Origin of the sequence: Novosphingobium sp. (assembly GCF_036820275.1) — a bacterium.
Classification (GTDB): Bacteria; Pseudomonadota; Alphaproteobacteria; order Sphingomonadales; family Sphingomonadaceae; genus Novosphingobium.
Genome location: NZ_DAISLT010000005.1, coordinates 31,445 through 57,383, shown reverse-complemented (window position 1 = coordinate 57,383; position 25,939 = coordinate 31,445). Strand labels below are relative to the sequence as shown.

Sequence of the window (25,939 nt, the reverse complement as noted above, 5' to 3'; positions counted from 1 at the left end):
GGGAGAAAGGCGATGGTCGAGGTCTTCACGGTCGGCGGCGGTGAGTACATCGTCAACACCTTCAACGCAGTCGCGGCATGGACCGGAGGCGGCGGCTATCGCTCGCTGATCAAGGTCGTGATGGTGCTTGGGCTCATCTACGCCCTGCTCTGCGTCGCCTTCACCATGAACATCCGCGTCTGGCTGAACTGGTTTCTCGGCTCGACGCTCATCTACATGTGCCTGATGGTGCCGACCGTCGATGTGAAGGTCACCGATCGCATCAATCCATCACTGGCACCGGCAACGGTCGCCAACGTGCCGCTGGGCCTCGGCGTGATCGCCAGCTTCACCAGCCAGGTCGGGGATTGGCTGACCCGCACCGCTGAAACCGTGTTCCTGATGCCGAGCGAGCTCAACTACACGAGCAATGGCATGATCTACGGCGCGCGCTTGTTCGACGCGACGCGCAATTTCCAGATACGCGACGCCGAGTTCGCGACCAATCTCCAGTCCCATTTCAAGAATTGCGTGTTCGGGGACATCCTGCTCAACCACAAATCGCTCACCGACCTCGCTGAAGCGACCGACCTCTGGGCCGCCATCGGGCCGGGCTCGGAAGCCCGCGCGCAGCCTTGGCTCGAAAAGTCCGGCGGCACGGTGAGCACCTACATCGTGACCTGCCGCGCGGCGTATCAGAACCTGACGGCTCAGTGGGCCGAGGTGATCGATGCGGCGACGCCGCTCTGGGGCCGGCAATCATTCCCCAAGCTGACAAATGCCGCAGCTGCCCAGAAGCTCCGGCAAGACGTGCCGATCGTCAACGCGGCCTTCACCGGCGCGAATTCCGACTACGTGACCGTCATGCGGCAGAACACTGCGATCAACGCCTTCATGCAGGCCCGTGATGCGATGTCCGGAAGCGCGGGCGCCGCCTCGATCGACGCATTCGCGACGACGCGCGCGGACATCCAGGCGCGCAATACCTACAATTCGATCGCGCAGCAGGCGATGTCGTGGGTGCCGATCCTCAACATCGTGCTGACCGTCGTCTTCTACGCGATGTTCCCGGTGATCTTCCCACTCTTCCTCATGCCGCAGACCGGGATCGCAGCGCTGAAAGGCTATGTCACCGGCTTCTTCTACCTCGCTGCGTGGGGGCCGCTCTACGTCATCCTCCACATGATCTGCATGACCCGCGCGACGAGCGCCGCCATGGGCGCAGCGCAAGGCGGCACGTCCCTGGCAAACTTCGCCGGCATCGGCGCCGTGAACGCCGAGACCGCCACGATCGCCGGGTTCATGCTCATGAGCGTCCCCTTCATCGCCGGCGGCCTTGCCCGCGGCGCCATGGGGATTTCCGGGCAAGCGACTTCGATCCTGGCGCCGGCCCAGAATGCTGCAGAAGCAGCAGCGCTCGAACAGACAACCGGGAACTATTCCTATGGTAACACGAGCTTTACCAACTCGACGTCGAACATGCGCCAGACCGCGCAGTGGTCGGATGCCCCCAGCTATTCGACCGGGGCCGCTGGTTTCACCACCCGGTTCGACAACGGCGCGACCGAGTCCGGTTTTGGAAATGGCTCGATCGTCACGGACACTACCGGAGCCTTGTCCAGATTGCCGATGGCGCCCTCCGTTAGCTCGGGCTTTGCGGCGGAAACCAGGCAAGCCGCATCAAGTTACATGCGGGCAGCAGAGAGCTTGGAGAATTCGGCAGCTCAAATCCGGACTGCGACCCATACCAATCGCAGCACCAGAGCGACAAGCACTGACGTATCGAACGGATCCGAAACCGGCAGCCGAACCACCGAGGGAACTAACCGAGAAGAGTTCGATAGAACCTCTTCCGGGAAGTTTGAGGGTCTCGACAATCGCAGCAGTGTCGGGACGCAGTCTCGCGTAAGCAGGGGCGCCGCGCGTACTTCAAGCACTCTCGATACTACCTCAGCATCGCTCGGAGTTGGCGTGGGTGGGGGCGGAGGCGGAGGAGGGAGCGCGAGTGGAGGAAAAGGAGCGAAAGGTAAACCTCAACCTGGCCGCAGCACAACACCACTTCGCGCTGGCGTAGATCATACCGACACCGTGCAGCAGGGATTTCAACTTCACTACAATACGGACGAAATTCGGTCGAATGATACCTCTTCGAGCGCCAGCAACGGCACTCGAGACGAACGTGGAAATGGTACCAATCTCTCTATATCCCACGGGACTGCGGATTCCGGCGGCGTATTTGCCAGAAGCTCGGTCTCCCAAACGTCGTCAGTTGGGCAAGAAGATTCCCTCTCGCTTGCAAATTCCTATGAACAACGCGCGCGAGCGTTTCGTGAGAAAGCCGAGCAGTTGTCACGAGACGCCAGCTATGCGGAGTCTCACAATCTGCAGATGAGCGAAAACCTAAGCCAGGAATTAGCAGATTGGTATCGTCGCGAAGCGGCACATAATCCAGGGCTTCAGGCCCCCAGCCTCCATGAAGTGTCTATGAGTAATCATCAGAGGGACGTTCGCGAAAGTCTGGTCGCCAAATTTCTTCGAGAACGCCAACATGCTATTTATGCCGAAGTTGCGCCATTCCTCAAGGAACCGGAACTTGCGGCGGATATCGAAGCCCCGGCGATCACCTCGTCAGCTGGCGTTACCGCAGCATATCATCCGACGGGATTGAGGGTTACTCCGACGCTTGCTGACCCAAGCGACGGCTCAGCGGTAGGCGTGGGGATTGCAGCCGGCAAGCGGGAGATCGAGGATCACGCCGAAGCTGCCCGTGTCGGTCGAGGTCAGAGCATAATCGGCGGCGTAGATCTCCAAAACGAAGTCAATCGATCGCTCGATAAAGGCTTCTTCCGCGATCCAAATCTCAGGAAATGAGCGTAGCCATCCAGATCATCACCGCTGCGACCAAAACCACGGTTAGACCGAACCCGATCTTTTGCCCTAAGGAGGCCGGCTGGTCGTCGTCATGGAAATCAGCCTCAAGATAAGCGTCATCCATCTCCCAGATGTACACTGGGCCATTTGGGAGATCGCTAGTTGCCAAATAGGTTTCGAGGTTCAGTTTCATAACTACCGTCCCTTTCCACAGAGAGGGTTGCTCGCACTCGGGAACATTGCAACCAAGAACACTAACCTTGATCAACATGCCTTTTCGACACATTCCTCGAATTGGCACCTTACCCTCTACTCGAGGGAAGCAGCTTTCAACCCCACGCGGCATACGTTCCGGTGTTTTTCGTAAAGCAAGTATGCTAATGGATTGACCGGAACGAAAGAGTCCAGTTGGGGATTCCCACTGGCTTGCTGGCGTGTCAGTCTCGGAGGATGCGTGATGGGATCAGCTTCATCGTTTCGGCCTCCGACCGTCAACGCCTGCACGACATCGTGTCGGCGCCCTTGAGTCCACAGAAACATGTCTGGCGCGCCCGTATCGTTCTTTTGAGCAGCGACGGCCTGGGCACCTCGGCGATTATGACGGCAACAGGAAAGTCGAAGACCTGCGTGTGGCGCTGGCAGGAACGTTTCATGCACGAAGGCGTCGATGGCCTGCTCCGCGACAAGTCCCGTCCGCCCGGCAAGGCGCCGGTATTGCCCAAGCGCGTGGCCGAAATTGTCCGGCTTACGCAGGAACCGCCGCCGCATGAGGCAACCCACTGGACGGCGCGCGCGATGGCCAAAGCGGTCGGGCTTGCCGTTTCGACAGTGCAGTCGATCTGGAAGGCGCATGGGCTTGCTCCGCATCGCTGGCGCAGCTTCAAGCTGTCGAACGATCCGGCTTTCGCCGAAAAGCTCACCGAGATCGTCGGCCTCTATGTCGATCCCCCCGCCCATGCGGTGGTCCTGTCGATCGACGAGAAATCGCAGATACAGGCGCTCGACCGCACCCAGCCCGGTCTGCCGATGAAGAAGGGCCGCGCCGGCACCCTGACCCATGACTACAAGCGCCACGGCACGACCACGCTGTTCGCTGCGCTCAACGTGCTCGACGGAACCGTGATAGGGCAGAACATGCAGCGCCACCGCCACCAGGAGTTCATCCGCTTCCTCAATCGGATCGAGCGTGAAGTACCCAAGGGCAAGGCGATCCACGTGATCCTCGACAACTATGCCGCACACAAGAAGGACAAGGTCCAGGAGTGGCTCGCCCGCCATCCGCGCTGGACTTTCCACTTCACGCCGACATCTTCCTCATGGCTCAATGCCGTCGAGGGCTTCTTCGGAAAGCTGACCAGGCGGCGCCTTAAGCACGGCGTCTTCCACTCCGTCGTCGACCTCCAGGCTGCCATCAACCGGTTCATCCGGGAGTACAACGCCGACAACCCCAAGCCCTTCATCTGGAAGGCCAATCCGGACGAAATCATCGCGGCTCGAAATCGAGGGTTCCAAACGTTGGAGTCAATCCACTAACTTCCTTTTAGAAATATAAATTTGGCACTTAAACCAAATTATTATGAATATTATTCAATTTCATAACCTCAAAACCACGGGACATCGGCCAACATCTGTCCCATAATGATTTTGATATAAATTGGTTCTGAAACACATTCTCCAAGTCGCGATTCAGCGACATTGGAAAGGAGAATGTTATGACCCGTGAAATCGAACAGCGTGACGAACATCTCACCGACCTCGGTGCAGTCACCGCTGAAACCAAGGGCCAGGGCGGCGTCCAGCTTCCGGACGTCGAGACCGGGCTGCGCTACAATATCGCCGGCCTCAGCGACGATTGAAACCGCACGGGGCGCGCAAATTTTTGCGCGCCCCAACCGGTACAAAGCGATGACGCTCAGCCTCCAATCCACCGTACGATATGCTTATGTCGGAGATGATATCATCCTCTTGGACATCCGAGCCAATCGCTACTTCGCAGTCCCTCCTGCTAAACGAGCCTGCTTTCGTCGAATGCTCGCGCAGACCAAACTGAGTTCGTCAGACCAAGATGAACTGCGTATCTATGTCGAATGCGGAATAGTGGTAGAGGGCAATGTCAAAAGGCCGGACCGCCCACCCTGCAACGATGACCTCGAGGTCCTGACTCTACAGGAAACGAGACCTACCGCAAACTTCGTGGTGCACGCAATCTTGGGTAGGCAGCGCTCACGGGTTGAACTCAAGTTCCGTCCCCTTTGGCGTGTCTTATCCGGAATTGAGCGCTCCAAAGAACGTTGCAGTGGCAATGGTTCGGTCGAAGCCCTGCATCGGGTCGCATCCGGCTTCCAAGGTATTTCCGGTCTATTTGGCCGACATGACCAGTGCTTGCCGCTTTCGATCGCGATTGTTCGAGAGTGCCTTCGCAATGGGCTATCAGCGAAAATGGTGCTTGGTGTCCAGACCAACCCATTCAATGCACACGCCTGGGTTCAGTTCGGCAATATCCTCCTTATTGACGATCCAAATTTCGTGAAAGATTTCACGCCGATCTTGGCCGTGTGATCATGCAAGGCCGGTACGCAATAGTCATCGGACCCGACGTACAACACCGATTTGCCCTCAGCAGCAGCCTTTTGGCAGCTGGCCTTGAAACCACCATTGAAACGGAGAACCTCGCGATCTACGTTTCTGGGGGACTTGCAAAGAGCCATCAGATCCTGGGGCCCTTCCATATATTGGGGCCTCATCGCCACAGGCGATCCGCGCGCAACGACATAAGCGTCAAATCCAGCAAGCAGCTTCTGCAATCCGTCTGGGGCGCGTATATCGCCATCGCCTCGGGCGCTCACGAAGGCGTTTCCGTTACGAGAGACCCTTCCGGACAGATCCCCTGCTATTACGCCTGCATTGGTAGCACCTGGGTTTTTGCTTCCGACGCAAATCTACTTCGCAACGTTCCGGGAACCTCATTCACGATCGATTGGGACGAACTGACCAACCTACTTTACTTCCCCGGTCATTTTAGCGGTCGCACAGCGGTAACCGGCATCTGCGAATTGCTCCCCGGAGAGACAGCAATCATCGAGGCGAATGCTGTAAGCATTTGCTCAGCTTGGAGTCCGTGGACCTTCTGCGGTCCGAATCCATGCAGAAGTGAATTGGATGCAGTCGAACTCCTGCGAGCAGCATTCCGCGAGGTGCACGAAGCTCTCGCCGATTGGTTCAAACATCCAATTGTTACCGTATCAGGCGGCCTCGACTCATCGATCGTAGCAACCGAACTCCACCGCGCCGCAGCGAAAGCCCATTGTGTCAATCTGTTCACCACCTCTCCGTCCGGCGATGAACGCTGCTTTGCCCGCATCGTAACGAAAGGATGTGATTATCCTCTGAATGAGGTTCCCTTTGCTGCGCCTAGCATCGAGAGTTACATCGGCTCCCAACCACACCTCCCGCGCCCCACCCAGCGTTTCATGGCCAACTCAAGCATGGAATTGTTTCGGTCGGAGAGCCTGTCGGGCTGCCACGATGTCATTCTCACAGGCTATGGCGGAGACAGCGTATTCTGCTTCCTGAACTCCTCTTTGCCACTCCTTGACCTGCTGGCAAATAATCCGTCCGTACGGGACCTTCGGCTATGCCTAAATGCTCTAGAAGGTGTTACTGGTGCATCGTACTTCCAGATCCTACGGCACGCTGTACGAAACGAATGGCGCAGACGACGCCTTGGGAGACCGTTCTCGTGGCCCAAGCGCTCCCTGTTCCTTCGCACAGATCCGCTCATGCTTTCTCAACCAAGAGAGGTTCATCCATGGTTGGTTGCGCCGACCGACGCCTGCCGCGGCAAATCCGCTCATATCGCCGCCATACTCCGCGCCTACAACCATCTTGAGCAAATGCCGCGTGCAAGTAATATCGCAATGCTCTCGCCCCTGCTCTTGCCCCCCATCGTCGAAGCCTGCCTTGCCATTCCGACATGGCTTTGGATTTACGGAGGCATCGATCGGTCGATCGCAAGGTCGGCCTGCGAAGTGCTACCACGAGACATTGCTAAACGGTCGACGAAAGGTACGCCGTGCGAGATACACGCCAAGTTTTTCGAGCACCACGCACCGCAGCTTATCGACCTTCTGCTTCGAGGTGAATTGGCAGCACACGGAATACTCGATGTGGACGCCATCAAGGAATACGCCGGCAGGCCCTTCCCCCGGAAAGACAGCGATTATCTCACCTTACTGGAACTCGTGGATACCGAAATTTGGCTTCAATGTTGGTCCACCGAATCATTCCCGGTCAAAAATTCATGAGCCCACTCGTTCTGCTTTCCGAGCAGATTTTGATCAAACCACGCCAAATTTCTCGCGTATGCGGCTAGCCGGTGAATGGGTTGCCAGAAAATATGGAACTCGTCTGGATATACGTACAGATCGAATGTCTTGCCATTCTGGCGGAACGCATCAAAGCTCTGTAATCCAGCAAGAAATTCCCGGTCGCCGGACTGAACAAGAATTGGAGTCTCTACCCGCCCCACATTGGGAGCAAGATCGTAGTCATTAGGCTGTTTTGAGAGGTCATCCCGCAGGCTTGGATAACCCATTTCGCGATAGGAAGCTGCCATCAACGGCCCCATAAACAAGTCGCGGCTGATCGGCCCGCCACAGCACCCGATGAAGGATGCCGCCCTATAGTTTCGTCCCTGAGACAACGTGAACATGGCCCGCGCCGTCCCGGCGCTGAAGCCCGTGATGCCGACACGGTCGCGATCAATTACGCCCTCATCATCCAGCTTGCTCAGGATGATCTCGATCGCAGATTGGAAACTTTGGTAGTCGGCCCAATTATCCAGCCCTCGACGTCCGGCTTCTGACCAGTCCTTCATGGGATCCTTGAAGCCGATGGGATACGGGAGCTGGTAGTAGAGCACGGCATACCCTTCCCCGACAAAGGGCAGTATTGGGAAAAAATCTCCGCTGCCGCCGCGGGCGAAACCACGGTTCTGATATCCAACAATGATGAGGGGGAGCTTGCGATCACTTGCGCGATTTGCTTTTGGCAGAATGAGCTTCGCAAAGCACTCGAGACCGAGCGAATTACGCCACCGAAGGTTTCTGACTTTCCCTTTTTGTTTCTTGACCCATTCCGGGTTGGGATCCAGCAGAACCGAGCGCCTGCCGGTGTCATAATCGATTGACTCGAGGCGCCGTGGTTGCAGGGTGCCATCGATTGCGCAAAGCAACTGATCCCGGGCCGCCCTGCATCCGCCGATATTATCTTCGGTTGCAACAACGACGCGGCTCCTGCCGCTTACCGGATCCCATCGAACGATCTGGGTTAAACTATCACTCCACCCAGCCTTTCGAAGGAACAGGATGCGACGATCTTCCGGCCTCATCCAGACCTTTTCCGCGGTAGCGCAAGCATCACTCCTGCAGAGTGCCTCGGCCGTCGCACTTCGGGACTGGATTTCCTTAAGGCTGTTTACAAACTCGGGATCTTGGAGACGAATGACAGTTTCTGACTTCCCTGGGCCAAAGGCACGCTGCGCTGTATCGAGATCGATTTCGCGGAAGGGGACCTCGTGTACCGCCCCTGTGGTGGCGTTCACGGAAAACCGATGCTTCTGAGTTACAGGCGTGAACGGTTGGAATTTCCACATCGGGACCCATCGGTCATCGTAGTGAAAACCGCGTCGCCCCTCGGCTTCGAGGGCAACCTTTTCGCGCGAGGCTTCCGATCGCGCGACATATTCCAATTGCGACGCATCGTTCCCCCATTGGAACTGCAGCACGTCGACCTCCGAATTGGTCAATTGCCTACGTTTCTCGCTACCGTCAGCAGGTACGATCATGACCTGATCGATCCCATCCCGCTTCTCGAGGTAAGCGAGGCTCTTTCCGTCCGGCGACCACTGCGGAATGAGCGCCCGCATCACACCCGACCCGAAATCGGCCAGTTTTCCGGCGAGATCTCCTCTCTCGAGGATTACCCCCCCTTCTATTGCGGTAACCTCATGTGACGTTCGAGAACGCAGGTCGATAACCAGGATACGCGTGCAATAGCTATTCGCTTCGGCCACAGCTTCGCGCACCGCGACGGCCACGCGCACTCCGTCCGGCGAAACCGCAAAAGGCGCGCTGTCGTCGGACAAACTACCTATGTCGCGCAGTTGCATCAGATCCATTGCCGAAACGGTTTCCCGCGCCGAAGCGATAATGCGCTGGCTTGCCGAAACCGCACAAGCCGAGGGATTTGGATGAACAAGATGCGCGCCAGCTAGAGCTGTCAGCAAGCCCATGATCATTACATGGCCTTCGTGATGGAGAAGCTGATGTAGCGACCGATCGGCGAATAGTTCGCCGAATCGTAGGGCAGGTTTATGCCCGTTGCGCGAATGTGATCCGGTCTCGCGTTGAATAGGTTCGCCGCAGAAATCTGCGCTTCGACGCTACGGTCGTCCCCGAACCTGCGCTTGAGTGTCAGGTCGAACGTGGTCATTCCATCCACATTGACCTGGGCGGCGAGACGATTATCTTTCACGCCGCCGATATGATTGACGATTGCATTGACGGAGAGGGGTCCTCGATCAATGCTAACCCCACCGCGAACGCGGACATGAGGCGGATAATAGATCGTTCCAGCCATCTCGACAGCAGCTAGGCCGTCAACCACCACCCGCTGCGAACTCAGATACGTGGCCGACACCTGTAACGTTACCTTGGAGTGGGGTGTGAAATCGAGCGAATAGCTTCCGGAAACATCAACGCCTTCTGCTCGATCGCGAGACACGTTTGTGTAGCGGTAGTCTACAATTGCGAAGACAGAGGCTGGGTCAAATGGCTGGCCTGTGCCCGTCACGTCCAGAATGCCTGCAGGCGCTTGTGATAGTAACTGCTCGATTCCTGCCGATGTGGGATTGAGAGACACAAAGCCCGCATAAACCGGATCCGTGAGCATCCGAGAGACAGCGACCGCGGGCATGGCAATCCGATCGCGGTAATTGACCTTGAAGTAGGTGGCACTCACACTGAAGCCTGTCAGACTTCGAGGATGCAGTACGACCGTCGCCGAAAGGTTTGACGCCCGTTCCGGTTTCAGATCAGCGTTGCCGCCATCGATCTGAAGGATCGTTTGACCCGCAGGCGCGCTCCGCTCGCCCCATAGATCTCCTGGAAAGAGAGTGAGCTCGGGAAATACCAGGCGCTGATATAGCGTCGGCGCCTTGAATGAACGCCCCCAGCTTCCCTTCAAATCAAAATCCGGCGTCGGCGACCAGTTCACACCCAGCTTAGGGGTCACTACGCTTCCGACGCCCCTGTAATCCTCATACCGCAGAGCTGCGTCAAAATTCAGCCGATAAACACCGGGAATTGACATGGCTGGGCCGACAATCGGTACGCCGAGCTCCCCATAAGCGAAATGGCTTTCCTGGTCGCCGCCAACCTTGCGCGCAGCACTCTGCGAGTGAAGACTGTCTTTCCGATATCCGCCGCCAACTGCGGCACGAATAAAGCCCGCAGGCAGAGCAAGCAGCCTGCCTTCGGCCCCGACTTCCACGCCGATGGTGTCATTCTTCATGCGCACAGTGCTTGACCCGCTTGGGTACAATCGGCTGACTGTCGTTACGCCAGTCTTGCCATAAACGCCCTGGATGAAGAGATTCCATTCACCCGCAGTATAGTTCAGTTTGGGCGCGACATTCAGGCTCCAGTTTGAAGAATGCCGATACAACCCAGATTGTGTGACAGGTCCGGTCAATGTGTAGGCGTACTGGTTGTACGCATCGCGCTCGGAGTACAGCGCATCGACAGACAAGGTGAGCTTCTGCGACAAATCTTGATGAGCTACCGCTACGAATCCGAACGCTTTCAACAAGGGGAAAAGCGAGATCGCCGGGTTCACCGTTGAGGTGAAGGGCCTTTCGCCCGCGAGAATTCCTGTGCTCCTGTCATAGTTCCCTGTAATCATGAGACCGCCCGAGCCCCAGTTCTGACCCGTCACGGCGTTGTAGCTCTGCGTGATATATCCACCTTCGGTAGCGGCACCGATGATGGCGTTGGCCCAGAGACCCTCGAACGAATCTTTGAGGATGATGTTGGCGACGCCGCCGACCGCGTCCGATCCATAAATCGCCGATGCTCCATCTGGCATCACCTCTACGCGCGCGACTGCTGCGAAAGGGATGCTCGAAAAGTCGACAGAATTGCTGTTTTGATTGTAAGCGAGCCTATGCCCGTTCATCAGCGTCAACGTTGCGTCCGAACCTAAACCTCTCAAATTGAGCGATGTCGAGGAATTGCCGTTGGAGTTGCCTCTACCCTCGCCTCCGGTCCCCACTCCAGGGTTCTGACCGCCCGTAAAGTTTTGCGGAATGACGGCCGCCAGCGAGCGCATATCGGTGACACCCTCGTCTCGAAGCTGTTTGGTTTCGTATCTGAATACTGGCGAGGAGGTTATCGCGCCCCTGATGCGCGACCCGGTGACCGTGATGTCACTAGTAACGTCGTTCTCAGTTAGCGGCGTGGGCGCCGCTTCAGATCGCCCCGAAATGTAGATGGCCTCTCTTGAAAACTCGACCTTGAACCTGGTCCCCGCCAGCAACAGCCTGACCACTTCGTCTGCCGAATAAAGGCCATGAACTTCGGGGGCCTTCAATCGCGCCATCACCTCCCCAGGGAAGATGATCTGCCGCTTGGTTGCCTCACCGACCTTGAGCAAAGCGTCCGAGAGAGATTGTGGGGGAAAGTCGTATCTGACTTTCTGGCCACCGCCTTCATCAGCCATTGCAATCGATGGACAGCAGATCACGCTCGCGGCAAGCACAGTGCCTGCCACTCCGCGGCGAATAACGCTCATGAAGACCCCCTTGGTTGCGACCCGTCTGCGGGTTCACCAAGCATCAACTGATGTTGATGGGAGTTACCCTAAACACAACTGCAATTTTATTTTTGCGAAAGACTGATCCCGGTACTTGTCTCGACGACTTCTAGGTCGAGACTGCGGGCTAGTACTCGCGCAAGCTGTTGAGGGTCGTCGATTTTCAAGGTTCCATAAACCGGGCGGCGCGAAGTTGCGCCATCCCCAGTCGTTAGCTTGAACCCTGCTTCACCGTATCGATTGGCTTCCTCAAGTACTGCTCCCAGCTCTTTTCCATTGTACGTCACGAGACCCTCAGGCCAGAGGCGTGATGCCACACTTCTAGGAACCACAACACTCTGCATGACGCCGTCGGCATCGAATTCCACGCTTTCGCCTGCCGCCAACCGCTCATGCTGATCGGTCCGACTTTTGCCCGATCTGTAAGACGTTTTGACCTCGACGGAGCCGCGCAGCAAATCCACTCGCACAGACTGATCATTCAGAATGCTCACATCAAATTTCGTACCCAATGCCCGAACGCTGCCTCTCCCAGCTCTAACAGTAAACGGCCTTCCATCGTGAGTGACTTCGAATCTCGCCCGCCCTTTCTCAAGCCTAAGCTGACGGCTGCTCTCGTCGAGCCGCACCGTTACCCGGCTATCTGCATCCACGATAACGGTCGAACCGTCGTTGAGATGGAACGTGCGACTCTGCGAAGCCGCAGCAAGCGAGATGATGCCTGTGTCACGCTTGCTTTGAAGAACCTCGGGCACCTGTCGGGAGGCCGTAATGATCACGGCCGCACCGGCAATAGTCAGCCCCCCGATAAGGAGCACTCCGATTCCAGCCCTCATCAGTCTGCCTCGGAACTGTTGATGCTGCCGCCTCTCGATAGCCGGGGTTTCCATCATTTCTGATCGGAGTGTCGCGCCGAAGCGATGGAGCTCGCTCATTTCGCTGAAAAGTTGACGGTTCAGGGGAGTCAGCGCCAACCAGCGCTCGAATTCCAGATCGACAGACTGGTCGCCACGACCATTTACGCGGACACACCAATCCGCAGCCTCCGCACGAGCGCGTTCTCGATCGGTAGCATGTATCTGTGTCATTCGCCGTAAAAGGCCTGATGTAGGTGTTGAAGGGCCTTGCTCATATGATATTCGATCGCCTTAACCGTTACGCCGTAGCGGGCAGCGATCTCATGGTAAGTGAGCGCGTCTACACGATTCAGTTCAAAAATCTCGCGAGTGCGAGGTGGTAAGTCTCCCAAGACACGGCGATACTTTTCCATCGCGTCCTCCGCCTCAAGTGCCCAGCCTTGCTGAGGCGCAACGCTTATCGCGACATCGTCGTCGTCCCATAGGGGTCCTGTTACCGGTTGGTTCCTCGAACGCCTGAACCTATCAATGACGACATTCTGGACGACCCTTTGCAAGTAAGCCTCCGGACGCTCATTCAGCGCCGCCGGTTTAGCCAACACCAAGCGCATAAAAGCCTCTTGCAGCACATCCTGGGCATCATCCTGCCCATCCACGCGCTTCGATAGGTATCGCAGAATGCCCCGTCGTTCGTCTCGGAACAATTTCTCTATGGCAAATTCGATGCTGGACGAAGCGGGTGCTTTCCCGGAACCCCCGCTCACGGCGAAACACCGTGATAACGTGTCACGTCGTGTACAAAAACGTTTTCGAACATGCAAAACCAGAAGCGGCAACACCGAACGCCCAGCAATTGCCGGTCTCACGGTTCACGAGGTGATGCCGCCGTTAGGGTGAAGCCCTGGTCCGGTGCGGCCGCCTGTCAGCATTGCGACTGGCGTGCATGCCTGGCGAGGTTATTCCACGGATCGAGCGCCAGCTCTACCGATCCGGTAGAGATAATGACCGAACCGCCATGAAATTGCAATGTACCAACCCTCGGCTCGATACGGGCACCTGCGTCCATCTTCACGAGGTCGCCCCTATTGGCCTTGGAATGCGCTGATGCGACGGCGGAAATGCGCCTCTCGCCCAGCGCCGGTTACACAATAGCACCCGAGGGCTTGAACGCGGCGATCCTTTTCACGAGGCGGGTGCTCATCTGCAGGGCCATGGATCCTGCCCTCCCCATCCTGCGGCGTGTTTCAAGCACATTCCCCCGACGGAACTCCGATTTTCTGTTGCCAGGGGGCGAGATGCTGGCGGGCGGGTACATATCGGTTGATGTTCACCGTATTTTCGAGCAGCGCTTCTCAGGAATCAAGTCGGCAATCGGACCAAGAGCCCGCGTCGTCCCAAAACACCACTCCCGGCGAAATTCGCGTGTCGTGGTATGGAAGATTAGTGAATTCCGACGTGTCGGATCTGATTGATCCGGCGCGCAGTTGTAGTCTTGTGCGAGTTGCTTTTTCGACCGTGGCAGCGAACCGGAACGCCCTGCCCTCAACCATCAGCTTTCTGCAAACGGGAGTGCCGACCTCAGAAAATCGCTTGGCGGCAGCGAGGTTCTCCGCGTCTGTGGGAGCGATCAACCCCTCTGCGCGCGCCTTTTCCAACTTTGCGGCAGCGATTTGCGCCTCATTTTCCTTACGTCGAGCCGCCACCTGCGCGGTGGTTCGTGCATCCAGCAATGCGTAGTACCTGTCGTATGAATCCATTCGCCCCTCGCGAATCAGGTTTGCGCCATCAATCGCGTGATAGACCTCTGAGCCCGAGCGAGGACGGAAACCATTGCGCTCGAGAACAGCCAGTGTCTCGTCGAAATGAGGAACTTGATCGTCGTTCGTGGAATAGAACGTCAGGCACGAAAACCTCCGTTCGGGCGGCCCCCAATCCTTTTCACACAGTCGCGCTCCATGGTCGTAGAGCCACTGCACCTTTTGAGGGCTCGTCCGATTGTGTAGAGCATAAGCTTCCGCGACGGTCCTCGCTTCTCGCGCTCCCCGCTCAGGATAGACCGCGTTGAGCACTTCAGGGCTTGGGTCCACCATAATCTCGTAATCGGCACCGACATCGAGAGTAAGGGCTACCGCCACACGCCCAGGCTGCGTCGTGGCTCTTTCGAACAGCCGCTCGTAAATGCTTCTAGCCTCCGCAGCCTGAGGCAACTTGGCCCCAGACGGGTAGAGGAACATTTCGCAGGCACCTGAATAGGCGCTACGTTTGTAGCCCGTTTCCGCGAAATGGCGGCAGGCTGACAATGCCTTCTTTGGGTTGCCGATCTGGTAGTCGACAATGAACGGCCCATTCTTCCGATAGCGAAATGGACCAAAATATTTGGCGTAAAGCTCCGAGCCTTCTTTCCAGTCCTCTCCGCTCGTGTCGGCATGTGCCACACCGCTCATCAGCAACATCGGTGCAATAAGTAAGGCCGCAATTCGCATCGAATCCCCCTCTTGCTGAGGGGACAGTTGGCCAGATATTACAAGCCCTGAAAAGAGATTAGCGCCCCAAAGGGCCATTTTCGAAGCGTTGATCGCCGCTTTCAGGCGCAATCGCTATCATAAATGATAGCTTATGGTTTCAGATTGGCTTCGAGATCGGCCAGCTTAGATCTGCAGGTACTTTCCACCAGCCCGATCAGCGCCTCCGTGCGCTCACCCAGCCAGGTGAGTTGATCTTCCCGGATCTGATAGTCGCGCGGGTAACGCGCCTTCACATAAGCCTGCTGGAGCTTCTCAAAGGCCGCGATCTCTTCTTCGGCCAGCCGCGGCCAGGCTCCTTGGAGCACGGGATCGTGCTTCTCTGCCGCGCTGCGGAGCTCGACGATGTTGTGGCTGTGCGGCGTGTAGAGCGTGAAAACGAGAAGAACGGTATGGTACAGTCGCTCCACGCATTGATGCAGCTGGAACGCTGCGTTCTTGAGGCGGCCTTTGTCCCGCGAAAAAACATAGCCGTCATAGAACTCCACCGCACTCTCGTACCAGTCTTCAAAATAGTCACGGCTCATGCCGTAGGCCCGCTTCGGCGATAAACTCTTGGGCGTCGTAAACTCGGCAGTGTCGGTCTGATGGACGACGATCCCGTCTCGGAGAAAGTCGACGAAGAAGTAACGTCCACTCTCGAGGGATCCGTTGATCTGGTCCATCGTGTACACGAAGTAGTGGGCCGGTGACCTTAGCCGGTGGGTGTACCGGTACTCCATGAAGAGGCGATCGGTGACGTTCTTCCAATACTTCACTCGATCCGTCAAACGTTCGTCGTTGACGATTACGATGAGGTCCCAGTCAGAATGCTTGCCAACCCGAGTATGATGTTCATCCACCCAATCGCCCCGAGCGTGACTACCATAAAGCACAATCTTCGTGATTTGGCCCTTGCTCTTCCACTCGCGCTGCGCAAGCGAGAGGACATCCTCGAACTCTTCAAGGATCATCCCAAGAATACGCTCGAGCTCCGGTCGTTCTGTGACAGGCACATGCTCAATACCAAATTTCATGTCCGGTCTTCCAATGACATTGCTCGAGCCGGATAGCCGGGCTCGATTTGATCTGATCCTTCAAGGTTAGCTTCTATTTGCAGCTCTGCAATGCGCCCGGTACAGACTTCCTGCACAACCTCCGCGAGATCCCTGGCAATACCTCCGAGCCATTCAAGCTGGTCTTTCGTGATCTTGTATCCCCTCTTCGCGTAACGCGCTTTGACATATGCGTCGCGCAACACGTTAAAAGCGGCGTTCTGCCATCGAAAGTCTCGGGGCCATACATGAACAAACCGACGGTCGAGTTTGTCGACCATCCCCCGCAACGCACGGATATTATGGTTGTGGGGCGTGTAGAATGTCAGAACGGTGAGAGCGGCATTGTACAAATGCTCTACGCTCTGGTGGAGTTGGAATGCAGCGTTTGGAAGTCGTTCCTTGCGAAGCGCAAACTCGTACGCGTCATAAAATTCGCCTGCAGATGGAAACCACTCCGCGTAGTATTCCTTCGCCAACCCTAGCTTGTCCGCCGCAGTCTTCGGCCGCGGCTTCGGGAACGGAGTATCATCCGCATCGTAGAGTAGTATTCCGTCCTTGATGACATCTTGAAAGAAGTAGCGGCCCTCCGCCAGCGCGTTATGGACCTCCTGCCGGGTGTGCACGATGATCGATGGCAGGCTGAGCAATTGCCCTTTTGCGCGGGCCTCGATGAACTTCTCGTCGAGCGCGGACCAGTACTCTACGTTCTCGACCACCTGCTTGCGGTTCACCATGACAAGCAAGTCGTAATCCGACGAGTAGGCCTTCTTGGTATGCGGCTCATAAACCCATGTTCCGCGCGCAAAGCTGCCGTAGAGGACGATCTTGTGGATCCGGCCCTTCTTCTTCCAACCTGTCACCGAACGCCCGTGGGCATCCTCGAACGACGAGAGAATGGCCGGCAAGACTAAATCGGCTATTTCCCGGCGGCGGTCCGCCGGCAAATGATCAAGATCAGACCGCACCGACATCCCTTCCCCCAGCCCCATCAATCAGGTGAAGCGCTTTGCGTCCGCCTCGCACCGGTCGAAGCGAAAGCTTGCGATCGAATGTGGCAAGTTTGCCCTGATGCGTCATCGCCAGCGCGAGAAGGTAGGTATCGGTGAGCTGTGCAGACGTGCGGATTTCACCGGTATCGACGAAGTCGCATTCGAGCAGGTTGACGGTGTCGCCCCAGAACTGGTGCCCATCAAGCGCACAAAGGCGGCGCATGATCTCGCTAGCTTCTGCCGGCGAGCCGGCGCTGTTGGGATAGCGCGGGTTTCCGATGATCCGGATGACGCCGTTCTGGGTGAGCGGACAGGTGGCCCAATTCCTCCGGCCTGTCCCGGCGAACCAGGCATGAGCGGCCTCATGTCCGACATGTGCTGGATCGATAAGTGCAACCAGAACATTCACGTCGGGCAGATAAGTCATGACGCCTCATCACGCAGCGCGTTCACGATGTCGAGCGTGATGATGACGTCACTCTTGGTGGACAGGAGCGGAACGCCATTACGTTCATCTTGATCGCTCGGCCTCCTGATCGACTGACGCGCAAGTTCAGAGATCACCTCTCCGATCGTGCGCCCCTGCTGATCCGCGATCTTGCGCGCGGCAGCCAGTACATCGTCATCGATTGCCAAGGTTGTGCGCATCGGAGTCTCGCTGCATCAAGCATCACACATCTACCAAAGATGCATCGATCCGCCTAGCCCAATATAGCCAGATTATCGTCCTGCTTCTTACGTTTACCTATCCCCGACCAGAGGCGCCGGTACTCGCTATTCGCCTTTAACAGTTCCACGTGACGCCCTAGCCCCACGACCCTGCCTCCTCGCATGAAGATCACGCTATCCGCGTGCTGCGCCACAGTTTGCCGGTGTGTAACGAACAGGACGGTGGTCGCAGGCAGGAGTTCGCGTCGGAGTCGGTCTATGATCTGCTGTTCGCTTACCGGGTCAAGGGATGAGCTGCTTTCATCGAACACGATGGCCGGCACCTTTACGCCGAAGACGCGGGCAAACTCGACCTTCTGAACCTGCCCGCCCGAAAGCTTCTCGCCCATTTCGCCTACCATGGCGTCCAGGTCGATCGCCTGCCCCGCACTCGCAAAGCGCCATTCCGACAGCAGGCTAGACGCGGCCGCCTCATCGTGATCGGCGGGATGGTAGAGAAGGTTGTCTCGTAGCGGACGATCGAACAGGCTGATGAACTGCGGGACGTAGAGGATATGGCGGGAGCGCTCACCGGGCTCGACCGACGATAGATCCGCGTCTCCTATCATTACCCGACCGCGCGCTGGCGATTTGAGCCCGGCAATCAACTGGGCCAGCGTCGACTTACCAGCCCCGCTGGGCCCAACGATCGCAACGAATGACCCCGAGGCGATTTCCAAATCGATTTCGCCGATTTCCGGCAGACCGGCGCCGTAGCTGAAACCCAAACGCTCGATGCTTATCCGTGCGGGCCCCGCAGGCCGATGATGCTCACGATCGCTATCTGCTGGCATGGGCGTCGCCATGTCCAAAACGGCCGCAATATTTTCCATCGCCACGCCTGCGCCCAGGATCAGAAATACGAAGCTGGCGGCAGGCTGCGTCAGGCGGAACAGATAGCTTTGGATTAGAACGAAGGTTCCCACCGTCATGACGCCGGCGCGGATATCCAGCGCGCCGAGGTAGAAGATGAACAGCACCCCGGCGCACAGGAGCGCGTTCTGCACGAACGAAAAGCGAATAAGGGAAACCGCCCCCGCCTCCGCGGCCTGCCGCCTCTCAAGCCCCCCACTGGCGATCCATCGCAGTTCACCCGCGACATTGCCGTTGAACACCACCCTCCGCGCATTTCGGATTACATCCGTCTGGATGTGAGACATCCGACCCGATGCGGCGTTGATGCCAGCCGCCAGTTTCTTCCACCGACGCGCATTAAAGTAGGCGCAGGCCAGGACCAGACCAAGCAGACCCGTCGTGAGCCAGGCATAGACCGTCGGCGCAAGGCCTGCCAGAACGATCAGAGAGACCACCAACTGCACGGTGAGGGGTAGGACCTGCCACATCAGCCCATCCACAATGAGCTGGAGACTGAACGGCATCCTTTCCAAGGCGCCCAGTATCACCCCCGTTTCACCCTTGGCCGTTGTCGCCAGGAGAGGAAGCTGGCTCGCCACGCTCCGCCGCGTAAATTCGTTCGCGAGAACCCCGCAGATGCGGGTCGTGCAAAAATGCCGGCATGCGCCTGTGAGGTTCGGGCCGGCCCAGCAACCCGCCGCCAGAACAATTGCTGAGACCAATGCAAGAGCGCTTCCGCCCTTCCCTGCCAACAAATCGATCAGGTCCTTCAGTGCGACCGGATAGGCAACGGTCATGATCAGGCCCAGAGTCTCCAGAAGAAGGCCCAAAATCACGAACGCCCGAAGACGGAGCGCCCTGCCCATCATTTCTGCGAGCAGCGCCCTGAAAGTCCTCGTCATCGCTATCGTGGGGTTCTCGCCGGCCACCGAATCTCCTCGTCCAGGCATGTCGACATGCCAGGTCCAGCGCAGCAGCGTGACATCGTTTCCAACGCCGACCTAAGACAAGAAGGACAGATTCTGCCCAAAAACCCGCTAGAGCCTACCAGCAAAGAGGACGTGCCTATCGCCTCGCTGCAAACGTTCACATCGGAAAAACGAAAAGAATTTTCGCACTCTTTTAGGGTACGCGGCCTTCGTGGCGTTGATGGAATTTGCACCGAAAATTGAATGAGAAACGGCGTGAGCGCTGAGACACCCGGCCAGAGCGGCATCACCTTTACACCGCGGGGTCGCGCCCGTGAGGCACCGCAGCGGCGGCCGGTGTCATCAGAATGTAAACGAGTCGTTGAATATAAGTTGCCCTTTCAGTGCCTTGGCGGTCTGTGCATAGTGACCGGCGATGCCCGCAGTTCGTTACTCCAAGCTCAGCGACGCCCAACGCGACACTCTTCGGCTTGTGCATGCACATCTGCAGATCAAGGAAATTGCCAAGACCCTTGGGGTTTCGGAGTCGACAGTAAACCACAGGCTCGCGCAGTGCCGGGAGATCGTTGGGGTGTCGAGCAGCAAGGCAGCTGCGCTCTGGATGGTCGAATACGAACAGAGCCTCGACCATTGGAGAAAAACTCCAAGCAGTTTTTCTCCAATGGTCAATCCGCCCGCGGCCGAGCCAAGTGGGGCTGTAGGCATGTCGGGTGACGGTTACGAGACCGATAACTCGGAGCCCGCCGAAATTGTCGATACCCCCCGCGGTATCGACGAGGAGGCGTCTCTCCGGAAACGTGGTTTCCCCTGGCCATTCCCGACAGCCGGACGACAAGAGAACGATCTCAATTGGAAAACCCGCCTGGCGCTGGTGTTCCCGGTTGCGATCATCCTCATGGTCTGTGCGATGACCCTCGTCGTTCTGGGGATTGGGTTTCAAGAGCTCCTCGTGGGCTCTGAATCCTGGGTGATCCGCCTGCCTTGATCCACCCGCTTGTTGAAACGCCTGCAACGTGCCTGACCGGCGCGAGGAGAACCTGTATGCTCAAGTCCCATGCCCTCCAGGCCGCCGCCCGCACGGTCGCCGAAAAGATCGTGCCCCTCGAAAGCAGTCTCGACGAGAGCTTTTCGCAGACCGCCGGTCTCCTCGCTTACCTCCCGCAGGCCAGGCTGAGCGCCGGTCTGCCCATGGAGACGGGGCACGCGGCCATAGTCCAACTCGTCGCATCTCTCCAATCGATTACCGACGCGCGCGGTGCGATGATAGCAGCCCATGCAGCTCTTGCGGGAACGAGGAACGACCTGAGGCTGCCTGAAACGGGATTTGGGAGCCTCGCAGGCTGCCCGTCTTCGGCAACTCTGCAGGTCGTCCGCGAACACGCGGCCTGAAAGCACCGGCTTCATGCTTGCTTCCCGCAACAGATCGAGAAACTATGCCGAGCATGGTCGTTCCCATAGCGTTTTTGATACTCCTTGTGGGAAGCTCTGCTTTCGCATTCTGGAAGGGCGACCAGTCACTGCGGCTTGTAGCAGCCATCGTCCTGGTCGGCTCCATTTTGTCCGCGTTAGCCCAGACCCGCGCTCCCGATCCCTGGCACTATGGGGAGATTGGCACGCTCCTCGTCGACTTTTCCATGCTGGGGGCATTCGGCGCCATCATGTTTTCAAGCAACCGTTTCTGGCCAATCTGGATGACCGCCGCGCAGCTACTGACGGTCGTCGCCCATTTCGGTCCGGTACTCCGGCACTCCCATATTGCCATTCCCTTTGCCATCAGCGAACAAATCTGGAGCTGGTTCATTCTAGTACAGCTCATCGTGGCAACGGCTCTTCACCATCACTCCTTGGTGAATTCGCGCGCGCCGTAGCACTTGGGTCGCGCTTCTTTCCGCTCTGTCCGGCGCCGAGAATCTATCGGCTCTGGTTCGGCGCGGAATCGCAAGCCCGCGAAAATGTCGCTACGTCGCGTCACTGATGAGCGAACCTCGTCGTTCGCTCGCCGGCTCCTTTCCGCCGACATTTCTCGTCGCAAGCTCATCGAAGGGCGGCCGACGTCCTTCATCCAGTGGTACATCATCCTGGAGATTTACATCGCGGCGAGTGAAGACCGGCCGGTCGTCATCACCGACCTAATTCACCTCGCCGGGCACCCCAGGAGCACAACGCTCAAGGCGATCGCCGATCTGGTCGGCAGCGGAAATCTGCGAAGAACCCCGGACCCCACAGATCGACGACGGGTCTTCATTTCTCTTGAGCACGGTTTCCATGTCCGTGTTGACGACATCCTACTCGAACTGATGGAGGCCTATGATGGGCAATGACCTCTTCCGCCCGTGCGAGGGATGCAGCAAGCGGCATCTTGGGTGCCTGCAAATTGCTTCGCCAGTCCTCAGATAGCCTCGCGAATCTCGCCTGGTGCGCGTTCCGGGCCCTGCCCTGCAACATCCAATGCATTCCTTATCATCCTCGGGGGGCAGCGGCGGGTTTGTCTGCCGAAAAATGGCCTGAACCCTCCGATTGCTGCCTCTCAACGACTCCAGGCCGGAACTCATAATTGGAGACGAATTCATGGCGTCACATTTGATGAGAAGCGTCCTTTCCGTGGTCACCGGACCGGGTTGCGGCTGCCGCAGCGATGTCGAGCAATCGAACAGGGCGGAAATTTGCCAGATCGTCATGCGCATGCGCTACACCGCCACCAAGTTGCTCGGGAATGTGCTCAGCAGTGACCCTTACTGGGATGCCATTCTGGATCTCTACCTCGCGGGTTCGGAGGAGCGGTCGGTTTATCAATCGGCGATCTGCATCCGGGAGTTGTCCCAACCCAGTGCGCACCGGCTCGCGAGCAGGCTTGAGAAAATGGGGGCTGTGATCCGCACGCCGGATGCTTTCGATTGCCGAAGGCGAAATCTGGTTTTAACGGAAGAGGTACGCCAGGCGATCGACGAGGTGATGGATCTCATGGTCCGAAATATTCGCTATCAGGTTTGATCTGGTTGCGGCCATCCCCGGGCGGACCGAGCACCGGGCGCGGCATCAGCGGGCTATGGGCACCTGATCAATCCGCGTCGTCCATGATGGGCTCTTCAGAGCACGCTTGGTATCATAGGCTTTGACACCCATTCCTTCGGATCCGAGCCGCAATGTCTGCCGTCCGAATTTTCCATTGATCGCATCCAGCGCGGCCAAGAGCTTCGGTGATCTGGGATCGGGAACGGAAAACATGTCGAGTTGCCCCCTCGCCTCCTGCTCTAGCCCTTCAAGCATCACGCCGCACTTGGTGTAGACTGCTCCGCGCTCGAAGATGGCTTCAGCGATCCTTCCAGCCATCCCGGCGATGACGCGCGGGTCATTGGTGGCCGGGGAGAGCCGGGCCATGCGGGAGGCCGATGGTGCGTCCGGCTTGAAACGGCTGCCGTGCGCAAAAGCAATCAGACGGCTCGCCTGCAATTTCTGGTTTCTGATCTTTTCGGCTGCGCGCACCGCGCGCCGGACCATCGCCTCTCGAAGCGCCTCAATATCGCGCACCGGTTCTCCGAAATTTCGCGTCACCGCCGTGGATTTGAGTGCAGCAGGCTCTGGTTCGAAGCCCGCACATTCGATCCCGTTGAGTTCGCGAACCAGTCGCTCCAACACGACCGTCCCCACATCGCGCGCCACCTCGGGCGGCAGCGCCGCAAGGTCCGCGGTAGTCTTGACCCCCAGCGGCCTCAGCTTTCTCGCCATGGCAGCACCGATTCCCCAGACTTCCTCAATCGGCCAGGCCGCAAAAAGACGCCGCCGCAATCCTTCATCGTGCAGATCGACAACGCCGTTCCAGACTTTTTCGGAGGCTTTCGCGAGCCCATTGGCCACTTTGCTCAACGTGCGGGTAGGCCCCAGGCCGATCCGGGTCGGAAGTCCAACCGAGCGTTTGACCGCCTCGCGGACTCGGTGCGCCATCTCGACGTCGCCGAGCCCGCCGGGCAGCACCGGCAGGCGAAAGAAGGATTCGTCGATCGAGTAGATCTCGACCGTGTCGGTGAATTCGGCAATCACCGCATTGAAGCGCCGATTCATGTCCGCATAGAGTTCGTAGGACGACGAGCGGCACTGGATGCCGTGACGGCGGACAACATCACGGATCTTGAACATCGGGGCTCCCATCTTGATGTGCAGCGCCTTGGCCTCGGACGAGCGCGCAATCGCACAGCCGTCGCCGTTCGAGAGCACGATCAGCGGAACACCGCGCAGCGAAGGATCGAACACACGCTCCGCGCTGCAATAGAAGTTCTCGATATCGAGGATGGCCCAGCTCATGGCCTAGCCCTGAAGATTGCGTACGCTGGCGCGCACGACGCCCCACACTTCCACGCTCTCGTCTGCAATGACCGGGTCATAGTGCATGCGGCTGTTGCGGGCCTCGAGCATCGGCACGCCGCCGCGAACGCACAACTGGCGCACAACGAAGCCGCCGTCGACCACCGCGATAACGATACGCCCATTCACAGGTTTCGCATCGCGATCGACGACGACAACGTCTGAATCGAATAGTCCTGCATCGATCATGGACTGACCGCTGATCCGAAAGACAAAGCTTGCTGCCCGATCCAGTCGAAGCAAGTCAACGAGATTGATCGCCGATTCCTCCCAATCCTGCGCTGGCGAGGGAAACCCTGCGCCGGCGATGCCAGCGAGGCGCAGGCGCCATTCGTTGGGCAGCTCCTCAAGCGGCAAAGGAATCGAACAAGGCAAGGCAAACCCGGATGACATAGTGTCCCCATAAAGCATCACGGAACATTATGGGAACATTGTAAGTTCACGCGGTGCCCAATTTTGCGCGAACAACCGCATATCATATTGTATTTCAGATGTATTTTTTGCCTGGAAAATCTCGTCTCCGGCTACCGCAGGGTGCGAAGCGGCTATCTGGCAACCAAGGGCGCCGATCTTATCCTCACTATCCACAGCCTGTGCATAAGCTAGTCACTGACGAGCGGATTCGTTCCAGGTATCCTTCCCCCATGTCGGTGCTCTGCCTGATCGGGCGTCATAAGCCCTCCCCGGTGTCGCTCGCACGCAGCAAGGACGATCGGTATCTCGCACTTTGCGATACTTGCGCCGTACCATTGGAGCTGATCGGCTCGGGATGGCGCGCGGTTCGGCCGAGCGTTGTCCGATCTGTAGACTGAGTACCGCTAGGCCAATGGTGCGCTTCGCGTGACGCTGAAGCCCCGCATCCTTATCGAGAGTGTTCCCATGGTACTTGATGGCCCCCGCCTTGAACCGCTGTCCGGTTCGAAACCTGATGCGCTGGTAGTGCTCATCCATGGGTACGGCTCGAATGGCGACGATCTCATCTCGCTTGGCAAAGCGATGCAACCCTCACTCCCCGGCGCTGCATTCGTCGCCCCAAATGCCCCGGACCTTCTTCCGTTCACGGCTGACGCCCATCAGTGGTGGCCGATCGAAACATTCTCGATGGCCGAGCGGACAGCCGGTGCAGATGCCGCAGCGCCCAATCTCGATGCTTTCCTATCTGCGGAGTTGGAAGCTGCCGGGATCGAGAGTTCGCGCCTGCTCCTCATAGGCTTCAGCCAAGGGACAATGATGGCCCTTCACGTTGGCCTTCGTCGGCCGACTGCCTTGGCGGGGATCATCGGCATCTCCGGGATGCTGGTCGCGCCCGATCGCCTCGAAACGGAAATCGGGAACCGTCTGCCTGTGCTGCTGATCCATGGGACGGATGACGACGTTGTGCCGTTCCAATCCATGGAATTGGCTTCGACCTCGCTCAAGGCCGCGAAAGTGCCGGTCGAAACGCACGCCTCTCAGGAGGTCGGGCACTGGGTATCTCCGGACGGCCTTGAGGCCGCCATCGACTTTGCAGGACGCGTGCTTGCGTGACATCATAGCGAGCGCCCAAAAGGCGCAAGCCGCTGATCAATCCCTGGACAGTTCGGATAGATCGGTCACGGAAACAGAGAGAGTTGGTTCGGATCTGGAATTTCAGGATAGTCCGACAAGCGCTCGACAATGCAGTTTGCCACTTCGTCTGCGGCCTTTTGACGCATCCGTTGGTCGCGCATCGTAAGGCCTACCCGCGCCCAGCCAGGTGCATTCAGAATGGCGTCCGAGAGCTGCCGAGTGTCGAGTCGATCCATTTCTCGATGTTGGAACATTTAGAGAACAAACGGCAAGCAAAAATCCGCCCCATTACTGGTAATGGCATCCGCACCAGGGAACGCATCGCACCCAGAGGTACACAAGCCCTCAAAGAATAAATCCTAAATCGATTCAGTCGCCACGTGCCGGGAAAAGGCATTGCTATGCTCTTGCTTC

General features: G+C 57.8%; 25 protein-coding genes. 11 read left to right on the top strand and 14 right to left on the bottom strand.

Features of this window, described 5'->3' with window-relative positions; genetic code table 11:
- The first annotated feature begins 12 nt into the window (after positions 1-12).
- Positions 13-2,850, top strand: coding sequence for a conjugal transfer protein TraG N-terminal domain-containing protein (locus V7066_RS05665; RefSeq protein ID WP_292637032.1), 2,838 nt, complete (start codon positions 13-15; stop codon positions 2,848-2,850).
- Here the strand turns inward: V7066_RS05665 and V7066_RS05660 are convergent.
- Positions 2,840-3,043 carry a hypothetical protein gene (locus tag V7066_RS05660; protein WP_132470484.1) on the bottom strand — a complete coding sequence of 68 codons (204 nt, stop codon included), beginning with the start codon at positions 3,041-3,043 and terminating at the stop codon, positions 2,840-2,842. The genes V7066_RS05665 and V7066_RS05660 overlap by 11 nt on opposite strands.
- Positions 3,044-3,300: 257 nt before the next feature.
- Between V7066_RS05660 and V7066_RS05655 the strand changes: the two genes are divergently transcribed.
- The 4 genes from V7066_RS05655 (at position 3,301) to V7066_RS05640 (ending at position 7,154) form a co-directional block, all read left to right on the top strand.
- On the top strand, positions 3,301-4,383 hold the full coding sequence (locus V7066_RS05655) for an IS630 family transposase (RefSeq protein WP_054434212.1): 1,083 nt from the start codon (positions 3,301-3,303) through the stop codon (positions 4,381-4,383).
- A 179-nt stretch (positions 4,384-4,562) separates the two neighbouring features.
- Positions 4,563-4,706, top strand: a complete 144-nt coding sequence (locus V7066_RS05650; protein WP_132470482.1) for a benenodin family lasso peptide — start codon at positions 4,563-4,565, stop codon at positions 4,704-4,706.
- Positions 4,707-4,755: 49 nt separating this feature from the next.
- Positions 4,756-5,409, top strand: coding sequence for a lasso peptide biosynthesis B2 protein (locus V7066_RS05645; protein ID WP_082370052.1), 654 nt, complete (start codon positions 4,756-4,758; stop codon positions 5,407-5,409).
- A gap of 71 nt (positions 5,410-5,480) precedes the next feature.
- On the top strand, positions 5,481-7,154 hold the full coding sequence (locus V7066_RS05640) for an asparagine synthase-related protein (RefSeq protein WP_334182233.1): 1,674 nt from the start codon (positions 5,481-5,483) through the stop codon (positions 7,152-7,154).
- Here V7066_RS05640 and V7066_RS05635 read toward each other — a convergent pair.
- The 10 genes from V7066_RS05635 to V7066_RS05590 form a co-directional block, all read right to left on the bottom strand.
- Positions 7,112-9,148, bottom strand: a complete 2,037-nt coding sequence (locus V7066_RS05635) for an Atxe2 family lasso peptide isopeptidase (RefSeq protein ID WP_334182232.1) — start codon at positions 9,146-9,148, stop codon at positions 7,112-7,114. The two genes, V7066_RS05640 and V7066_RS05635, sit on opposite strands and share 43 nt — an antisense overlap.
- Entirely contained in the window at positions 9,148-11,700 is a 2,553-nt protein-coding gene (locus V7066_RS05630) for a TonB-dependent receptor plug domain-containing protein (protein WP_082370054.1), read from the bottom strand. The genes V7066_RS05635 and V7066_RS05630 overlap by 1 nt, the downstream gene beginning before the upstream one ends.
- Before the next feature lie 86 nt (positions 11,701-11,786).
- Positions 11,787-12,809, bottom strand: a complete 1,023-nt coding sequence (locus V7066_RS05625; RefSeq protein ID WP_334182231.1) for a FecR family protein — start codon at positions 12,807-12,809, stop codon at positions 11,787-11,789.
- Complete coding sequence (locus tag V7066_RS05620) at positions 12,806-13,342, bottom strand: RNA polymerase sigma factor (RefSeq protein WP_165913359.1); 537 nt, start codon at positions 13,340-13,342, stop codon at positions 12,806-12,808. Before V7066_RS05620 ends, V7066_RS05625 begins: the two co-directional genes overlap by 4 nt.
- A gap of 588 nt (positions 13,343-13,930) precedes the next feature.
- Entirely contained in the window at positions 13,931-15,061 is a 1,131-nt protein-coding gene (locus V7066_RS05615; RefSeq protein ID WP_132470124.1) for a hypothetical protein, read from the bottom strand.
- A gap of 131 nt (positions 15,062-15,192) precedes the next feature.
- On the bottom strand, positions 15,193-16,116 hold the full coding sequence (locus V7066_RS05610; protein WP_132470126.1) for a HEPN domain-containing protein: 924 nt from the start codon (positions 16,114-16,116) through the stop codon (positions 15,193-15,195).
- Positions 16,113-17,108, bottom strand: coding sequence for a HEPN domain-containing protein (locus V7066_RS05605; RefSeq protein ID WP_334182230.1), 996 nt, complete (start codon positions 17,106-17,108; stop codon positions 16,113-16,115). Before V7066_RS05605 ends, V7066_RS05610 begins: the two co-directional genes overlap by 4 nt.
- On the bottom strand, positions 17,092-17,553 hold the full coding sequence (locus V7066_RS05600; RefSeq protein WP_054435592.1) for a TA system VapC family ribonuclease toxin: 462 nt from the start codon (positions 17,551-17,553) through the stop codon (positions 17,092-17,094). The genes V7066_RS05605 and V7066_RS05600 overlap by 17 nt, the downstream gene beginning before the upstream one ends.
- The gene (locus V7066_RS05595; protein ID WP_054435590.1) at positions 17,550-17,774 is read right to left on the bottom strand and encodes a CopG family transcriptional regulator; all 225 of its coding nucleotides are present in this window, start codon (positions 17,772-17,774) and stop codon (positions 17,550-17,552) included. Before V7066_RS05595 ends, V7066_RS05600 begins: the two co-directional genes overlap by 4 nt.
- A 53-nt stretch (positions 17,775-17,827) precedes the next feature.
- A complete protein-coding gene (locus V7066_RS05590) occupies positions 17,828-19,618 on the bottom strand; it encodes an ATP-binding cassette domain-containing protein (RefSeq protein WP_165913360.1) in 1,791 nt (596 codons plus the stop codon).
- 415 nt (positions 19,619-20,033) lie between these two features.
- Here V7066_RS05590 and V7066_RS05585 point away from each other — a divergent pair, with 415 nt between their 5' ends.
- From V7066_RS05585 to V7066_RS05565, 5 genes are all read left to right on the top strand, one after another.
- Positions 20,034-20,603 carry a helix-turn-helix transcriptional regulator gene (locus tag V7066_RS05585; RefSeq protein ID WP_054435585.1) on the top strand — a complete coding sequence of 190 codons (570 nt, stop codon included), beginning with the start codon at positions 20,034-20,036 and terminating at the stop codon, positions 20,601-20,603.
- A gap of 56 nt (positions 20,604-20,659) precedes the next feature.
- Positions 20,660-21,007 (top strand): hypothetical protein, encoded by a 348-nt coding sequence (locus V7066_RS05580; RefSeq protein ID WP_054435583.1) that lies wholly within the window; start codon positions 20,660-20,662, stop codon positions 21,005-21,007.
- Positions 21,008-21,051: 44 nt separating this feature from the next.
- A complete protein-coding gene (locus V7066_RS05575; protein ID WP_054435581.1) occupies positions 21,052-21,486 on the top strand; it encodes a hypothetical protein in 435 nt (144 codons plus the stop codon).
- An 84-nt stretch (positions 21,487-21,570) separates the two neighbouring features.
- Positions 21,571-21,939 (top strand): winged helix DNA-binding protein, encoded by a 369-nt coding sequence (locus V7066_RS05570; protein ID WP_054435580.1) that lies wholly within the window; start codon positions 21,571-21,573, stop codon positions 21,937-21,939.
- A gap of 262 nt (positions 21,940-22,201) precedes the next feature.
- On the top strand, positions 22,202-22,609 hold the full coding sequence (locus tag V7066_RS05565) for a hypothetical protein (RefSeq protein WP_054435578.1): 408 nt from the start codon (positions 22,202-22,204) through the stop codon (positions 22,607-22,609).
- Positions 22,610-22,654: 45 nt separating this feature from the next.
- On the opposite strand, the gene V7066_RS05560 is transcribed toward V7066_RS05565, so the two are convergent.
- Both V7066_RS05560 and V7066_RS05555 read right to left on the bottom strand, forming a co-directional pair.
- Positions 22,655-23,917 (bottom strand): Y-family DNA polymerase, encoded by a 1,263-nt coding sequence (locus tag V7066_RS05560; protein ID WP_054435576.1) that lies wholly within the window; start codon positions 23,915-23,917, stop codon positions 22,655-22,657.
- Positions 23,918-23,920: 3 nt separating this feature from the next.
- Positions 23,921-24,370 carry a LexA family protein gene (locus V7066_RS05555; protein WP_054435604.1) on the bottom strand — a complete coding sequence of 150 codons (450 nt, stop codon included), beginning with the start codon at positions 24,368-24,370 and terminating at the stop codon, positions 23,921-23,923.
- A gap of 447 nt (positions 24,371-24,817) precedes the next feature.
- Between V7066_RS05555 and V7066_RS05550 the strand changes: the two genes are divergently transcribed.
- Positions 24,818-25,504 (top strand): alpha/beta hydrolase, encoded by a 687-nt coding sequence (locus V7066_RS05550; RefSeq protein WP_231635598.1) that lies wholly within the window; start codon positions 24,818-24,820, stop codon positions 25,502-25,504.
- A gap of 65 nt (positions 25,505-25,569) precedes the next feature.
- On the opposite strand, the gene V7066_RS05545 is transcribed toward V7066_RS05550, so the two are convergent.
- The gene (locus tag V7066_RS05545; RefSeq protein WP_082370165.1) at positions 25,570-25,761 is read right to left on the bottom strand and encodes a DUF6771 family protein; all 192 of its coding nucleotides are present in this window, start codon (positions 25,759-25,761) and stop codon (positions 25,570-25,572) included.
- Positions 25,762-25,939: the final 178 nt, after the last annotated feature.

Bases quoted from the DNA above. Each gene is read 5' to 3' on its own strand.
- V7066_RS05625 (WP_334182231.1), bottom strand. From the start codon at position 12,809: ATGACACAGATACATGCTACCGATCGAGAACGCGCTCGTGCGGAGGCT.
- V7066_RS05560 (WP_054435576.1), bottom strand. From the start codon at position 23,917: ATGAGCTGGGCCATCCTCGATATCGAGAACTTCTATTGCAGCGCGGAG.
- V7066_RS05570 (WP_054435580.1), top strand. From the start codon at position 21,571: ATGTCGCTACGTCGCGTCACTGATGAGCGAACCTCGTCGTTCGCTCGC.
- V7066_RS05555 (WP_054435604.1), bottom strand. From the start codon at position 24,370: ATGTCATCCGGGTTTGCCTTGCCTTGTTCGATTCCTTTGCCGCTTGAG.
- V7066_RS05645 (WP_082370052.1), top strand. From the start codon at position 4,756: ATGACGCTCAGCCTCCAATCCACCGTACGATATGCTTATGTCGGAGAT.
- V7066_RS05610 (WP_132470126.1), bottom strand. From the start codon at position 16,116: ATGAAATTTGGTATTGAGCATGTGCCTGTCACAGAACGACCGGAGCTC.
- V7066_RS05635 (WP_334182232.1), bottom strand. From the start codon at position 9,148: ATGATCATGGGCTTGCTGACAGCTCTAGCTGGCGCGCATCTTGTTCAT.
- V7066_RS05600 (WP_054435592.1), bottom strand. From the start codon at position 17,553: ATGACTTATCTGCCCGACGTGAATGTTCTGGTTGCACTTATCGATCCA.
- V7066_RS05585 (WP_054435585.1), top strand. From the start codon at position 20,034: ATGCCCGCAGTTCGTTACTCCAAGCTCAGCGACGCCCAACGCGACACT.
- V7066_RS05665 (WP_292637032.1), top strand. From the start codon at position 13: ATGGTCGAGGTCTTCACGGTCGGCGGCGGTGAGTACATCGTCAACACC.
- V7066_RS05615 (WP_132470124.1), bottom strand. From the start codon at position 15,061: ATGCGAATTGCGGCCTTACTTATTGCACCGATGTTGCTGATGAGCGGT.
- V7066_RS05565 (WP_054435578.1), top strand. From the start codon at position 22,202: ATGAGAAGCGTCCTTTCCGTGGTCACCGGACCGGGTTGCGGCTGCCGC.
- V7066_RS05580 (WP_054435583.1), top strand. From the start codon at position 20,660: ATGCTCAAGTCCCATGCCCTCCAGGCCGCCGCCCGCACGGTCGCCGAA.
- V7066_RS05650 (WP_132470482.1), top strand. From the start codon at position 4,563: ATGACCCGTGAAATCGAACAGCGTGACGAACATCTCACCGACCTCGGT.
- V7066_RS05655 (WP_054434212.1), top strand. From the start codon at position 3,301: ATGCGTGATGGGATCAGCTTCATCGTTTCGGCCTCCGACCGTCAACGC.
- V7066_RS05630 (WP_082370054.1), bottom strand. From the start codon at position 11,700: ATGAGCGTTATTCGCCGCGGAGTGGCAGGCACTGTGCTTGCCGCGAGC.
- V7066_RS05595 (WP_054435590.1), bottom strand. From the start codon at position 17,774: ATGCGCACAACCTTGGCAATCGATGACGATGTACTGGCTGCCGCGCGC.
- V7066_RS05605 (WP_334182230.1), bottom strand. From the start codon at position 17,108: ATGTCGGTGCGGTCTGATCTTGATCATTTGCCGGCGGACCGCCGCCGG.
- V7066_RS05545 (WP_082370165.1), bottom strand. From the start codon at position 25,761: ATGGATCGACTCGACACTCGGCAGCTCTCGGACGCCATTCTGAATGCA.
- V7066_RS05660 (WP_132470484.1), bottom strand. From the start codon at position 3,043: ATGAAACTGAACCTCGAAACCTATTTGGCAACTAGCGATCTCCCAAAT.
- V7066_RS05575 (WP_054435581.1), top strand. From the start codon at position 21,052: ATGCCGAGCATGGTCGTTCCCATAGCGTTTTTGATACTCCTTGTGGGA.